Annotated in this window: 11 protein-coding genes; 9 read left to right on the top strand and 2 right to left on the bottom strand. The window is 57.8% G+C overall.

Annotated elements, in window-relative coordinates; all coding sequences use genetic code 11:
- Window positions 1-85 precede the first annotated feature (85 nt).
- The 3 genes from O2N63_RS07170 to metG all read left to right on the top strand — a co-directional run bounded on the left by O2N63_RS07170 (window position 86) and on the right by metG (window position 4615).
- Window positions 86-1306 (top strand): MFS transporter, encoded by a 1221-nt coding sequence (locus O2N63_RS07170; protein ID WP_271053569.1) that lies wholly within the window; start codon window positions 86-88, stop codon window positions 1304-1306.
- Window positions 1307-1375: 69 nt separating this feature from the next.
- A complete protein-coding gene (locus tag O2N63_RS07165; protein ID WP_271053568.1) occupies window positions 1376-2617 on the top strand; it encodes an Hsp70 family protein in 1242 nt (413 codons plus the stop codon).
- 282 nt (window positions 2618-2899) lie between these two features.
- Window positions 2900-4615, top strand: coding sequence for a methionine--tRNA ligase (gene metG / locus O2N63_RS07160; protein ID WP_271053567.1), 1716 nt, complete (start codon window positions 2900-2902; stop codon window positions 4613-4615).
- A gap of 24 nt (window positions 4616-4639) precedes the next feature.
- On the opposite strand, the gene O2N63_RS07155 is transcribed toward metG, so the two are convergent.
- Window positions 4640-5449, bottom strand: coding sequence for a M90 family metallopeptidase (locus O2N63_RS07155; protein WP_271053566.1), 810 nt, complete (start codon window positions 5447-5449; stop codon window positions 4640-4642).
- Window positions 5450-5766: 317 nt separating this feature from the next.
- On the opposite strand from O2N63_RS07155, the gene O2N63_RS07150 reads away from it, so the two are divergent.
- The 5 genes from O2N63_RS07150 to O2N63_RS07130 all read left to right on the top strand — a co-directional run bounded on the left by O2N63_RS07150 (window position 5767) and on the right by O2N63_RS07130 (window position 10226).
- Complete coding sequence (locus tag O2N63_RS07150) at window positions 5767-6258, top strand: NUDIX hydrolase (protein WP_271053565.1); 492 nt, start codon at window positions 5767-5769, stop codon at window positions 6256-6258.
- Between the two features lie 68 nt (window positions 6259-6326).
- Entirely contained in the window at window positions 6327-6803 is a 477-nt protein-coding gene (locus O2N63_RS07145; protein WP_271053564.1) for a DUF1178 family protein, read from the top strand.
- Window positions 6804-6875: 72 nt separating this feature from the next.
- Complete coding sequence (locus tag O2N63_RS07140; protein ID WP_271053563.1) at window positions 6876-7520, top strand: SDR family NAD(P)-dependent oxidoreductase; 645 nt, start codon at window positions 6876-6878, stop codon at window positions 7518-7520.
- Window positions 7521-7769: 249 nt separating this feature from the next.
- Window positions 7770-9005 carry an aspartate kinase gene (locus tag O2N63_RS07135; RefSeq protein WP_271053562.1) on the top strand — a complete coding sequence of 412 codons (1236 nt, stop codon included), beginning with the start codon at window positions 7770-7772 and terminating at the stop codon, window positions 9003-9005.
- A gap of 333 nt (window positions 9006-9338) precedes the next feature.
- Window positions 9339-10226: a LysR family transcriptional regulator gene (locus O2N63_RS07130; RefSeq protein ID WP_271053561.1), complete on the top strand. Its 888-nt coding sequence runs from the start codon at window positions 9339-9341 to the stop codon at window positions 10224-10226.
- 258 nt (window positions 10227-10484) lie between these two features.
- Here O2N63_RS07130 and cysK read toward each other — a convergent pair whose 3' ends face one another.
- A complete protein-coding gene (gene cysK, locus O2N63_RS07125) occupies window positions 10485-11552 on the bottom strand; it encodes a cysteine synthase A (protein WP_408629794.1) in 1068 nt (355 codons plus the stop codon).
- Window positions 11553-12033: 481 nt separating this feature from the next.
- Between cysK and ptsP the strand changes: the two genes are divergently transcribed.
- The gene (gene ptsP, locus O2N63_RS07120) at window positions 12034-14307 is read left to right on the top strand and encodes a phosphoenolpyruvate--protein phosphotransferase (RefSeq protein ID WP_271053560.1); all 2274 of its coding nucleotides are present in this window, start codon (window positions 12034-12036) and stop codon (window positions 14305-14307) included.
- The last annotated feature ends 127 nt before the right edge of the window (window positions 14308-14434 follow it).

Raw genomic sequence — 14434 nt, 5'->3', positions numbered from 1 at the left:
GCGTGCAACACCCGCCGGACAGAACAAGTCTGGGTGGCAGCACTGTCACCCCGCGCTACCCTGCGCCTGCTTTTCGGAGGACTTGATGCGACTGTTGGTCTCCTTTGCTGCCCTTCTTATCTCGGTGGTCCTGTTGCAGTTGAGTTCGGGGGGTGTCGGGCCACTGGACGCCCTGTCCGGGCTGACCCTCGGGTTTACCAAAGCACAGATCGGCCTCTTGGGGTCTGCCCATTTCGTCGGGTTCTTTATCGGTTGCTGGTGGTCCCCCCGCCTGATGGGTGCCGTGGGCCATTCGCGTGCCTTTGCGGTGTTTACCGCACTTGGGGCGATTGGGCTGCTGGCCCATATGCTGTGGATCCACCCCTATGCCTGGGCGGCGATGCGGATAGCGTCCGGCCTCTGTGTGGCCGGGGCCTATACGGTGATCGAGGCGTGGATGAATGCCAAAATCACCAATGAAACCCGAGGCCGCGCCATGGGGGGATATCGCGCCGTGGACATGGGAGGATCACTGGCCGCCCAGCTTTTGATCGGCGTGTTGGAACCGGCCCATTACGTCAGCTACAACCTGCTTGCGCTCATCTGCTGCGCGGCGATCCTGCCGCTCACGATGACGCGCGCCAGCCAACCGGAAACCCCCGCCGCCCCGCGCCTGCGCCCGGGCCTGGCCTGGCACCGCTCGCCGCTGGCAGCAGCGGGATGCGTCGTGGCCGGGGTGACGTCCGCCGCGTTCCGGATGGTGGGTCCGATCTATGGGCAAGAGGTTGGGCTGGAGACCGGTCAACTGGCCTGGTTCCTCGCAGCCTTTGTCCTTGGAGGTGCGCTGGCACAGCTTCCCGCAGGATGGCTTGCAGACAAATATGACCGGCGCTGGGTCCTGATCTGGCTGTCGGTGGCAGCGGTTTTCAGTTGTTCTTTCACGGTCGCAGCAAGCGGTATGGGCACCGGGATGGCGTTCCTGACAGCGGTTTTTTTCGGCTTCACCACTTTCCCGATCTTCTCGGTCTCTGCCGCCCACGCCAATGATTTTGCCACCAGCGCGGAACGGGTCGAGCTGTCGGCGGCGCTGATGTTCTTCTATGCCGTGGGGGCAATCGCCGCCCCCTATGCCTCGTCGAAGCTGATCGAAGCCTTTGGTCCGCCCGCCCTCTTCGCCTTTGTCGCAGTGGGGCATCTGGGGCTGATCTTCTTTGGCCTCAGTCGAACACGCGTGCGCCCCACGGTCGAGGACAAGACCCCCTATACCTACACACCGCGCACCTCGTTTTCGATGGGGCGGCTGTTTGGGCGGTTGCGCGACAGGTGAGAGACAGCTTGACAGCACAAGGGCCACTGGGTAGGACCGCGCCCTTTCCCATTTGAAAGGGCCGTGCGCATGTCCTCTCCGATCCTCGCCGTGGATTTCGGCACATCCAATACCGCTGTAGCAATGCTGGCGGAGGGGCACCCCCAACGCGTCGCCATCGAAGCCGGGGCTGACACGCTGCCCACGGCGGTGTTCTTCCCAACCGAAGGCAGTGACATGCAGATCGGCGCCGCGGCATCTGCTTCCCTGATCGAGGGAGAAGACGGGCGGTATATGCGGGCGCTAAAAAGCATCCTCGGCCATCCGCTTTTCCACGAAAGCCGCCTCATCGGGGGCAAACGACAGACCCTTGCCGAAGTGGTCACCGCCTTTCTTGTGCAGATCAAATCCCGCGCCGAAGCTGCCACGGGTGAACAGTTCACACAGGTCCTCTCTGGACGTCCGGTTCATTTCCATTCCGACAATGCGGATCAGGACCGGCAGGCTGAAGCAGACCTGCGGGCCTGTTATCATGCCGCCGGGTTTGAGCATGTCGATTTCCTCTTTGAACCCGAGGCCGCAGCCCATGCCTGTCACGCGATGGGCAAGGACAGCCAGACCGGGCTGATCATCGACATCGGTGGTGGCACTTCCGATTTCACCGTGTTTCGCAGCTCTGGCGGCAAGGTCGAGATCCTCGCCAGCCACGGCATCCGGCTGGGCGGCACGGATTTTGACCAAAAGATTTCCATGGCCCATGTGATGCCGCTTCTGGGCCATGGCGGCCAGCTGCGTCGCACCTTTGGGGACGAGCTTCTGCCGATGCCCAATGCGATTTTTCAGGATCTTGCCACCTGGGCCAAGATCCCGTTCCTTTACACCCGCGAAACCGAGCGCAAGGTAGAAGACCTGCTGCAACATGCGGTCGAGCCAGAGAAGGTCACGCGCCTGAAAAACGTGATCGAAGACCGGTTGGGCCACGAGCTTGCCTTTGCGGTCGAAGCCGGGAAGATCGCGGCCAATGCCGCGACGCCCAGATCACAGATCGAGATGGGATTTCTCGAACGGGACCTGACCGCCCCCATTACGTCAGGCAGCATGAATGCCGCCCTCACCGGATATGGGGACGCCCTGACCACAGCGATTTATCAGACATTGATGCAAGCCCAGATGCCGCCCACCCAGATCGACACGGCCATTCTGGTTGGCGGATCAAGCCTGATGCGACTGGTGTCAGAAACGGTGGGGCAGGTCTGTCCGGGGGCCACATTGCAACACTCCGAAGCCTTCACCGCAGTGGTGGACGGGCTGGCGATCGCAACGACGCAATAAATCTAACCACGAACCTGCCCCCGTGCTTCTGTGGATATTTCAGGGGCTTTGCCCCCGAGCCTTCGGCTCTCCCCCAGGATATTTATGGCCAGAAGAAGACGGGCGCCCTCTTCTTCTGGCTGAAAATATCCCGGTGTGAGCGAGCTTGTCTCGCGGGGGGCAGCGCCCCTTCCGTCCTTGCTTCTATCCCTCTGGCCCTTTGCGCAGAATCCGCGTAGACAGGCGCAAATCTGATTTCGCCGGGCGTGCGCTGCGTTTCGGCCAAAATACGGAAAAGAATATATGAACCGCGTCCTCATCACCTCGGCGATCCCTTATATCAATGGGATCAAGCACCTCGGCAACCTCGTGGGCAGCCAATTGCCCGCTGACCTTTACGCCCGTTACAACCGTGGCCGGGGCCGCGAGGTCATGTTCATTTGTGCCACCGACGAACACGGCACACCGGCGGAACTGGCCGCTGCCAAGGCGGGCAAACCGGTGGCAGAGTTTTGCGCCGAGATGCATGAGGTGCAATCGGATATCGCGAACCGTTTCCGCTTGTCCTTCGACAATTTTGGCCGATCATCTTCCCCGCAGAACCGTAAGCTGACCCAGCATTTTGCAGGCAAGCTGGCGGACAATGGCTATATCGAGGAAGTGAGCGAAAAGCAGGTCTATTCCAACGCCGATGGGCGCTTTCTCCCCGACCGCTACATTGAAGGCGAATGCCCCAACTGTGGCTATGACGGCGCGCGCGGGGATCAATGCGAAAACTGCACCAAGCAGCTCGATCCAACCGACCTGATCAACCCGCGTTCGGCGATTTCTGGCTCGACTGATCTGGAAGTACGTGAGACCAAGCACCTTTACCTGCGCCAGTCGAAGCTCAAGGACGCGCTGGACAGCTGGATCAACACCAAGGCCGACTGGCCGGTGCTGACCACGTCGATTGCCAAAAAATGGCTGCATGACGGCGACGGGTTGCAGGACCGGGGCATCACCCGCGACCTCGACTGGGGGGTTCCGGTCAAGAAGGGCGACGAGGACTGGCCTGGTATGGAAGGCAAGGTCTTCTATGTCTGGTTTGACGCGCCGATTGAATATATCGCCGCCACCGCCGAACTGGCAGATGAAAAGGGCGAAGGGCCCGAGTTCTGGGAGCGCTGGTGGCGCACCGACAGGGGCGCCGATGACGTGCGGTATGTGCAGTTCATGGGCAAGGACAACGTGCCGTTCCATACCCTGTCATTCCCGGCCACCATCATGGGCTCGGAAGAACCATGGAAGCTGGTCGATTACATCAAATCGTTCAACTATCTGAACTATGATGGCGGGCAGTTCTCGACCTCAAAGGGCCGTGGCGTCTTTATGGATCAGGCGCTGGACATCCTTCCCGCCGACTATTGGCGCTGGTGGCTTCTGAGCCACGCGCCGGAAAATTCGGACAGCGAGTTCACCTGGGAGAACTTCCAGGCTTCTGTGAACAAGGATCTGGCTGACGTGCTCGGCAACTTCGTGTCCCGCGTGACAAAATTCTGCCGCTCGAAGTTTTCCGAAGCGGTACCAGAGGGTGGGGAATTTGGTGAGGTGGAAGCCGCGCTGATTTCCGATCTGACCGCCAAAGTCCGGGCCTACGAGGGCCATATGGAAGCAATGGATGTGCGCAAGGCCGCACAGGAACTCCGCGGTATCTGGGTGGCGGGCAATGAATATCTGCAAACCGCCGCCCCTTGGTCGACTTTTAAGACTGACCCGGATCAGGCTGCGGCACAGATCCGTCTGGCGCTGAACCTGATCCCGCTTTATGCGGTGTTGTCGGCGCCGTTCATTCCGGATGCGGCAGATACGCTTTCCAAAGCGATGAAGATCGAAATGGAATGGCCGGGGGATGTGACAGACGCGTTGGATCGCCTGAAAGCTGGCCATGCGTTCACCGTGCCGGACAACCTGTTTGCCAAGATCGCGGACGAAGAGCGTGAAGGCTGGCAGGAACGGTTCGCAGGCACCCGCGACTGATCCATGCAAAACCAGATGGACCCGTCAGCGCCAGCTGGACGGGTCCATACCCAGCAAATCGGAAATCTGCTGATAGACCTCCGGCTCTTCGCCCTTGAGCGCGTCGGGCCGTTCAAAGAACAGCTCGATCGCTACGGCGAAGAACTCTTCTGGTCCCTCAGCTCCGTATTCGTCAATCACCGTGCGCCGGCCCGCCATGACCTGTGATACATGATGCTGATAGGCAGGCACGATCACACGGCGCCAATCCTCGAAATTCTGTCCCTTTGCCATCAGTGGCGCGCCATCGGTGTCGCCTGACAACCCGTCGAGCTGATGGGCAAATTCATGCAGTACCACATTGCGCCCGTCCATGTCATTCAGTGCGCCCTGCTCACTGTCCTGCCACGACAGGATCACCGGGCCGTATTGCCAGCTTTCACCACTGCGGATGCTGCGCCTCTCCGACACCACAAACCCGTCCCGTTCCTGTTGCACAGAGTGGAACGCCCCGGGATACACCAGCACCGTGCGCAGGTGGCGATACCACGCGTCGCTGCCTGCGATCAGCAGACAGGCCTGTGCAGCGATTGACAGGCGCATCTCATCGGTGACCTCCAGCCCGTCGCAACCGTGAAAGGTCACCTGATGCAAGAACAGGTTGATCTTGCCTTCAAACCCGGGGCGCAGGTTTTCTGGCAATCGCGCGGAGAGCGGCACCTGCCTGTCCTCTATCCGGCGCAACTCTGAGGACAATGGCTGGGCGAGCAAGCGCTTGCGCAAACTGCGACGCGACCAAAACCGGTAGCCAAAAAACCCAACGATTGAGACAAGTATCCATAGAAAAACAGGCATGCGACATCTGAGCTAAATTGAAAGACGAAACGAGGGATCTCACCTATAAGTGGTGCATTTCAATGCGTCTTACAATGGTGTGTTTCGTCCATCACTGATACGCAAAGCCCAGATCACTAACACCGCACAGCATAATGCCGCTCCCAAAAAAATCGACGGGGCCAGACGGATCCTAACACCCCGCATCTCGTGCCCATCCAAGACAAAACCGCAAGATCTGCGAGCGTGTTTCCCGTTAGCCTTGGATTTGAGATGAATCCCCGCTATCTTAAGGGAAAGATAAGACAATCCCCGGAAAAATCAGGGGGAGATGATAAATGGGCGACAACAAGGGCAGCAGTAAATTGTCGATCGCAAAAGGAAAACAGAAACCGATCCGGTTATCGCTTTCCGACAAGCGATCGGTGCGCACGCAATTTGGCGCCCTGCCCTATCGCATCAAAGATGGCAAAATCCAGATCCTCTTGATCACGTCACGCGGGACGGGGCGCTGGATTATACCAAAAGGCTGGCCGATGGATGGGGAAACGCCAGCAGGTGCTGCAGCCACCGAAGCCTTCGAAGAAGCGGGCGCCATGGGCAAGCTCAAGCACAATGTTCTGGGGTTCTATGCCTATGACAAGGGACATGCGGGTGAAAAACTGCCCTGTGTGGTGGCGGTTTTCCCTTTGAAGGTAAAGAACCTTGTGAAATCCTACCCTGAGATGGGGCAAAGGCGGCGCAAATGGGTCAGCCAGAAAAAGGCGTCCCAGATGGTGGATGAACCGGAACTGCGTCAGATGATCAAGGTGTTTGACCCCAAATCCTGACGCGGATAAGCCTTGCACCACCGCCCCTGCATGACCATATTGCATTGTGCTGAACTGACGAGACCAAGATGATCCGCTATTCGCTGAAATGTGACCAGAACCACGGGTTCGAAAGCTGGTTCCAGAACGCCCAGGCTTTTGACAGCCTGCAGGCGGCGGGTATGGTCACTTGTCCAGATTGTGGGTCTTCCAAAGTTGCGAAATCACTGATGGCGCCGAAAGTGCGCCCGTCGCGCAATGCCGCCACCGTTCCTGCGCCTGCGGAACCAGCCCCAACGCCCCCCGCCACGCCAGCACCCGCCCCCGTTGCAACCGCACCGGATCCGGACGTGGCGCGACAGATCGCCGAACTCAAAGCCAAGGTAGAGGCGGAAAGCGATTATGTGGGGGACAATTTTGTTTCCGAAGCCCGCGCCATGCATCTGGGTGATTGCCCGGAGCGCGCCATTTACGGCGAAGCAAACCTGGCAGACGCCAAAGAGCTTTTGGAGGAAGGCGTGCCCGTGATGCCGCTTCCTTTCACCCCCACCCGCAAGACCAACTGATCATCTGCACTGGACGAGTGACCTCGTCGCCCTGCCCTGTTAGCCTGCCCTAAACCATGACAGGAGGGTGACATGCGCGTGGTGATCACAGGGGCCAATCGCGGCATCGGCAAAGTATTGCATGATAGATATCAGTCGCGCGGGGATGAAGTGATTGGCACCGCACGTGGCGGAAAGGACGGCATGGTTGCCCTTGATGTGACCCAGCCCGAAAGCTTTGCCACCATGCATGAGGCGGTTGGCGACAACCCGGTTGACCTGCTGATCTGCAATGCCGGCGTATACGCCGATAAATATGAGCCTCTGACGGATGGCTATCCGGCTGACATGTGGGCAAATACATTTGCCACAAATGTCACCGGCGTTTTTCAAACCATTCAGACCCTTCTGCCCAACCTGCTGGCAGCAAAAGGAAAAATCGCGATCATCTCGTCCACGATGGCCAGCCAGGAACGGGCGCCGGGGGGGAGTTATATCTACCGCGCTTCCAAGGCGGCGGTCCTGAATCTGGGACGCAATCTGGCCGTTGACCTGACCTCGCATGAGGTGGCTGTGGGGATTTATCACCCCGGCTGGGTCATCACGGATATGGGTGGAGAGGACGCTGATATCACCGTCGATGAAGCCTGTGCGGGGCTGGTCCAGCGGTTTGACGCGCTGTCGATGCAGACCACCGGCTGTTTTGAAACCTGGGACGGGCATCCTCACCCGTATTGAGTTGGGAGGTCGGGGAAAGGGGCGCTGCCCCTCGGGCTACGCCCTCACCCCGAGGTATTTCCGGCAAGAAAAAAGGAGGGAGTGAGCGTTTGTTTCCAACTCTGCATTCGCGTTGTGGTGATCTGTCTGAAATATGGAATACACACCTAATTTTCTTGCTCTGCCCCCCAATAATGCCCCAATCTGCCTTGCCCTTTGCCCCTACCCTGCGTAAGAGAAGTCGGACGAAAATTCAGGGATGGGGGAACCATGCCAACTCTGGTGATGAAATTCGGTGGCACCTCGGTTGCCAACCTCGACCGGATCGCCCGTGCATCCAAGCGGGTGGCGCGGGAAGTGGCCAATGGCTTTGACGTGATTGTTATCGTGTCGGCCATGTCCGGCAAGACCAATGAGCTTGTGGGCTGGGTCAGCGACACGTCGCATCTGTATGACGCGCGCGAGTATGACGCGGTGGTCAGCTCAGGTGAGAATGTGACAGCCGGTCTGATGGCATTGCGGTTGCAGGAGATGGGTATTCCGGCGCGCAGCTGGCAGGGCTGGCAGGTGCCGGTCAAGACCACCGGCGTACACTCGGCGGCGCGGATCGAAGAGATCCCAAGCGACAATATCAACGGAAAGTTCGCCGAAGGCATGAAGGTGGCCGTGGTCGCTGGCTTTCAGGGCATTGCGGACGATGGCCGGATCACCACGCTGGGCCGTGGCGGATCGGACACCACCGCCGTGGCCTTTGCCGCCGCATTCGAGGCGGAGCGCTGCGATATCTACACCGATGTGGACGGGGTTTACACGACCGATCCGCGCATCTCGGACAAAGCCCGCAAACTTGACAAGATCGCCTTTGAAGAGATGCTGGAACTGGCATCCCTTGGCGCGAAAGTCCTGCAAACCCGTTCGGTTGAACTGGCGATGCGTTACAAGGTCAAGCTGCGCGTCTTGTCGAGCTTTGAAGAATATGACCCGGAAGCAGGCACATTGGTCTGCGACGAGGAGGAAATCATGGAACAGAACGCCGTATCCGGTGTCGCCTATCAGCGCGACGAAGCGAAAATGACCCTGATCTCGGTGGCCGACCGCCCCGGGATTGCGACCGCGATCTTCACTCCGCTGGCTGAGGCTGGGGTCAACGTGGACATGATTGTGCAGAACATCTCGGAAGAGGGTCGCACAGACATGACCTTCTCTTGCCCGGTCGATCAGGTGGCCCGCGCCGAAAAGGCAATGCAGGAAGCCAAGAACAAGGGCGACATCAACTTCCACGATATCGTGGCGGACACCGATGTGGCGAAAGTGTCGATCGTGGGCATCGGCATGCGCAGCCAGACCGGCATCGCGGCCAAGATGTTCGACGTGCTGTCGAAAGAAGGCATCAACATCAAGGTGATCACCACCTCCGAGATCAAGATCTCGGTTCTGATCGACCGCAAATATATGGAACTGGCGGTTCAGGCGCTGCACGACGCGTTTGAGCTGGAAAAAGCCTGATCCAAAAGGACAAGTCCTGCAGGGAGCAGACGCAAGTCTGACAGGGCAAAATCCACATCTCAGTGGGCCCCCGGATCAACCGGGGGCTTTTCTTTTGGGTGGATAGACCTATTGCAATCCAGCGCCCCATGGAAGACGCCCACCAGTTCAATATGGGCGCGTGACCGCCTTACGGATGACACTTATGCAATGCCCTCTCTCCATTGGACATTCTGCCACTTTCGGATCTTAAACCTCGACAATTGCGCAACCACCGTTTTCTAATCCGCTCTTATCACATAGACTGTCGGTCAGAATTTAGCAGGGCACCAAATTTAGCAAGGCACCGAGAAATTGCACGATTGGGACGATTTACGATACGTATTGGCGCTTTCGCGCGCGCGTACGATGAAAGCGGCGGCAGAGATCGTCGGGACAAATTCAGCAACGATATCAAGACGTATCGACCGGCTTACCAAGGAAGTTGGAAGACAGCTTTTCAAAAAGGGGACAGGTGGCTGGCACCCCACTGCTGAGGCATTGAAGCTCATTGAAATTTCCACAAGGTTGGAAGAAGAGCTTCGGAGCTTTGAAAGTAGCCTGTCCAAACCGGATACAGAGATAGAGGGTGCGATTTCGATCAGCTGCTATCAGGGAATGAGCCTGCTTGCTTTAACCCCGAATCTGGATCGGTTCTACAAACGGTATCCGAACCTGACGCTTAACATTGATCATCGTCAGAAACTCAGCCTCGCACGAGGTGAAGTTGATCTTGCCTTAAGGCTGCAGCGTCCGATTGAAGGCAGGCTGATCTCCAAGCGGATAGGCGCAAGGGTCAGCGGTTACTTCGTCAGAAAAGGCAGCAAAATTGGCAGCCAATGGATTGGCCTTACAAAGGAATTCGACAACCTTCCAATGATGCAGCAGGGCTTTGCCTATTTTGGTGCCGAACCTACAGTGCGACTCGGCTCTTTGTCTGAAATAGAAACTGCTGTCCTCAGTTCCGATTTGCCCGGCCCCTTGCTGACCTGCGCGATGCAGGATCGGAGGGATGTCGAACAGATCGCGTCCAGGGACCTTATCTCAGTTAGGCCAATATATCTTACGTTTCATGAATCGCGGCGAAATGACCTCCAGCTTCAAACGGTGAAATCATGGGTGGAGAGTTGCTTTTCTGGCCCCGATCATTGCCTGTGTGGCAGATGTCGTTTTGATGTCAGTGACAGCGACAACCGTCGATAAACGCAATTTCGTGATTGCATCGGTTGATGTAGCGACAACCGCACCACTCGAATAGAGTCCAGCCAGGGGCTTTAAATCTCGTTACCCACCACTCACGTGAAGCTCCTGACCTGCCAGATGCTATTGTATTTCAACAAGCATCCCTCGGAGCATAAATGCTCAAAGCGGTCGCATCTGGCGATTGATATGCGAGAAAGATCGAACCCCCGGTGCAACCGCCCGGGGGTTCAGTGTTTTCGTAGTGCCATAGATGTGGCGTTACATCTGCGCAGTCGGGGTCGATTGCGAGATAGCCGCTTCTTCTTCGGTCATGCCTTCTGAAATCCCCTCAAACAGCGGGGTGGACAGATACCGTTCTCCGGTATCGGGTAGCATCACAAGGATGTTGGCCCCTTCCGGTGCGTCCTGTGCGGCTTGAATGGCTGCGGCAAAGGTTGCCCCCGCCGAGATGCCAACAAAGATCCCCTCTTCAGCGGCAAGGCGCTGTGACCATTTGATCCCCTCTGGTCCCGGAATTTTGATCAGCTCGTCATAGCCGTTGCTGTCCAGCGCTTCCTGCAACACGTAGGGAATGAAATCCGGGGTCCAGCCTTGAATCGGGTGCGGTTCAAAATGTGGGTGGCCTTCGGTCGGCTGATTTTCATCATTGCGCGTATTCACGTAACCCGAGCTGACCAGCGCAGCATTGGCGGGTTCGGCCAGAATGATCTTGGTATCCGGGCGCTCACGGCGCAGCACGCGGGCCACACCGGCCACAGTGCCGCCAGTGCCATACCCGGTCACCCAGTAATCCAGTTTTTCGCCTTCAAAATCGGCGAGAATTTCACGCGCGGTGGTGTTTTCATGGATGTCCGCATTGGCCGCGGTTTCAAACTGGCTGGCAAGGAACCACCCGTTCTGATCCGCCAGTTCCTTGGCTTTCGTATACATGCCAAAGCCCTTGAGCTCTTTTGGGGTCAGCACCACTTTGGCACCGAGAAAGCGCATCAGGCGGCGACGCTCCACCGAGAAACTTTCCGCCATCGTCACCACAAGCGGATAGCCTTTGGCGGCACAGACCATGGCAAGCCCGATGCCGGTATTGCCGGATGTGGCTTCGACCACAGTCTGACCGGGTTTCAACGACCCGTCCCGTTCGGCAGCCTCGATGATGCTCAGCGCCAGGCGGTCCTTGACTGACCCGGCCGGGTTGGCAGCCTCAAGCTTGACGAACATATTTACATTTTTCGGCCCGATCCGATTGATCTTGATGACCGGGGTATCCCCAACCGTGTCCAACACACTGTCATATCGCTGACCGCGTCCATTTGTCTGTCTGATAGCCATGAGATTAATCCTTTAAAAGATCCTGAGGATCATGATGACAGCCAATCTAGGTGGTTATTCTGATCGGGACCAGTTTTTGCCGCCCGAAAAGACCGATTTCCTTGCAAAAAACCGTCAGAAAAACATACGTCCTTGGTCTGCTGAGATTTAAAGTCGCTCGTTAATTCCAGCATCTTACCGCCCGGGGATGGCATGTGCCCGAAATCGCAACATCCTTTCGGATCTCAGCTCACCGGTTAAGCACGAGAGGGAAAATCGAAATTTTATCCCCTTTAAGTGGAATTTTGCTGGTTTGGCGCGACGTTACCCGCCAAGATAAGGCAAAATTCGGCAAACTGAATGCCGGAACTGGCAAATCTCGTGAGGAGGCCCTAGTTTGGGCCAGATCCGAACCGGAATGGCAAAAGAAAACATGTCATCCGGCACGGGAGGATCGGACACAAACGCCTGAAAAGGTGGGGCGTGCAAGGGGAGCACCGGGATGGCAGAACGCCAACAGAGCGACAGCCGAAAGCTTTTGGCCAAGCTGCGCGAGACACTCGCTGCGGCCTCCGAAGGTCAGGAGCGGCTGGACCGCATCACCACGCTGATTGCCGAAAGCCTCGGCGTCGAAGTGTGTTCGATCTATCTGTTTCGCGACGCGGATACGCTGGAGCTTTGCGCCACCGAAGGTCTGAACCCGGAAGCTGTACACCAGACCCGCCTGCGCATCGGCGAAGGTCTGGTGGGGCGCGTGGCCAAATCCGCCCGCCCGGTGAACACCAAAAACGCCCCATCCGAAAAGGGGTTCCGTTTTATGCCGGAAACCGGCGAGGAAATCTTTTCCAGCTTTCTCGGTGTGCCGATCCAACGCCTGGGAGAAAACCTCGGCGTTCTGGTGATCCAATCAAAAATGGCCCGTGAATTTTCAGCTGACGAACTTTACGGCATGGAAGTTGTCGCCATGGTGCTGGCGGAAATGACCGAGCTGGGCGCGTTTATTGGTGAAGGGGCCGCGATGGCCGCTCTGCACCAGCGCCCTGCAACCTTCAAGGGACAGATTGGTCAGGAAGGCGCTGCCGAAGGTCATGTCTGGCTACATGAACCGCGCGTGGTTGTAACAAACCCGGTGGCGGATGACCCTGCCTCGGAACTGAATCGCTTGCAAGAAGCGGTGGAAGAGCTGCGCCTGAAGGTTGACGAACTTCTGGAAACTGCGCAGGACACCGCCCAGAGCAAAGATAAAGAGCATATGCAGGTCCTCGAAGCCTACCGGATGTTTGCCAATTCCAAGGGCTGGATGCGCCGGATGGAAGAGGACATCGCGCGGGGCCTCTCGGCTGAAGCGGCTGTGGAAAAGGAACAATCCGCCGCCCGTGCGCGCATGAGCCAAGTGCCAGACCCATACCTGCGCGAACGGCTGCATGACCTTGACGATCTGTCCAATCGCCTGTTGCGCATTCTCACTGGTCAGGGGCGTGAAACCGGGGCCGAGATGCCCGAAAACCCGATCCTGATTGCCACCAATATCGGACCGGGTGAGCTGTTGGAATATGGCCGTGGCCTGCGCGGGATCATTCTGGAAGAAGGCTCCGTTGCAAGCCACGCCGCCATCGTCGCCCGCTCCTGGGCCATTCCGCTTGTGGTACAGGCCGGTCATGTGGCCACCGAGGCCCTGAACGGCAACCACATCCTTGTCGATGGCGAACACGGCATCGTCCACCTGCGCCCGGAAGAAAGCATTATCGGCGCCTTTCGTGACAAGATGCTGATGGAAGCCCAGCAGCAGGAACGCTACCAGTCGCTGCGGGACAAACCCGCCATGGGCCTGTGCGGCACCGAGGTGAAACTCCACATGAATGCGGGCCTCATGGCGGATTTGCCGAGCCTTGAAAACTCGGGGGCTGAGGGGGTCGGACTGTTCCGCACCGAACTGCAATTCCTCACAGTCTCCAAGGTGCCACGTCGGGGCGAGTTGGTGGATACCTATGCGCAGGTGATGGACGCCGCTCATGGCAAACGGCTGGTGTTTCGCACGCTCGATATCGGGTCGGACAAAGTGTTGCCCTACATGAACCCGCTGGATGAACCCAACCCGGCCCTCGGCTGGCGGGCAATCCGTGTCGGGCTCGACAAACCCGGCGTGATGCGGATGCAGTTGCAGGCCATGATCCGGGCGTCTCAGGGGCGCACGTTGACAGTGATGTTCCCTTTCATTGCCCAGCTGGACGAGTTCCGTGACGCCCGCGAAATGCTTTTGGCCGAAGTGGAGCGCGAACGCAAACTGGGTCATATCCTGCCGGAGAAATTGGAAATCGGCGCCATGCTAGAGACACCCTCAATGGTGTTCGCGCCGCGTCAGTTCTTTGAAATGGCAGACTTTATTTCTATTGGCGGCAATGACCTAAAGCAGTTTTTCTATGCCGCTGACCGCGAAAACGAACGGGTGCGCCGACGGTATGACACGCTGAATGTAAGTTTCCTGAATCTGATCGAAGAGATTGTGGATCGCTGCAAAGAGGTCGGCACGCCGCTCAGTTTCTGTGGCGAAGACGCGGGCCGACCGATTGAAGCGGCCTGTTTCACCGCCCTTGGAATGAGACATTTGTCGATGCGGCCTGCCTCGATTGGCCCGGTGAAAAGCCTGATCCGCCGGATCAATATTCAGGAACTGCGCGCCTGTATCAATGACGCGCGCCTGTCTGGCGAGCAATCCGTTCGCTCTACGGTTGTGGATTGGATTGCCCGGAACCGACATTCCATTCGAACCGAATAAGAGCTTACGCGACGTCAATCGCCTTTACTGCGTTGATGCACCTATTCTTGTTTACTTTTGCACTCGCATATCCACCTATTGGGGTGGGTGGGATTCATTTTAATTCTTCCGGTAGCAGGAAAACAGG

This window comes from Aliiroseovarius salicola (assembly GCF_027891095.1).
In the GTDB taxonomy this organism is placed as follows: domain Bacteria; phylum Pseudomonadota; class Alphaproteobacteria; order Rhodobacterales; family Rhodobacteraceae; genus Aliiroseovarius; species Aliiroseovarius salicola.
Note: the sequence above shows the minus strand (reverse complement) of the source record. Positions and strands in the feature narration are given on the sequence as shown.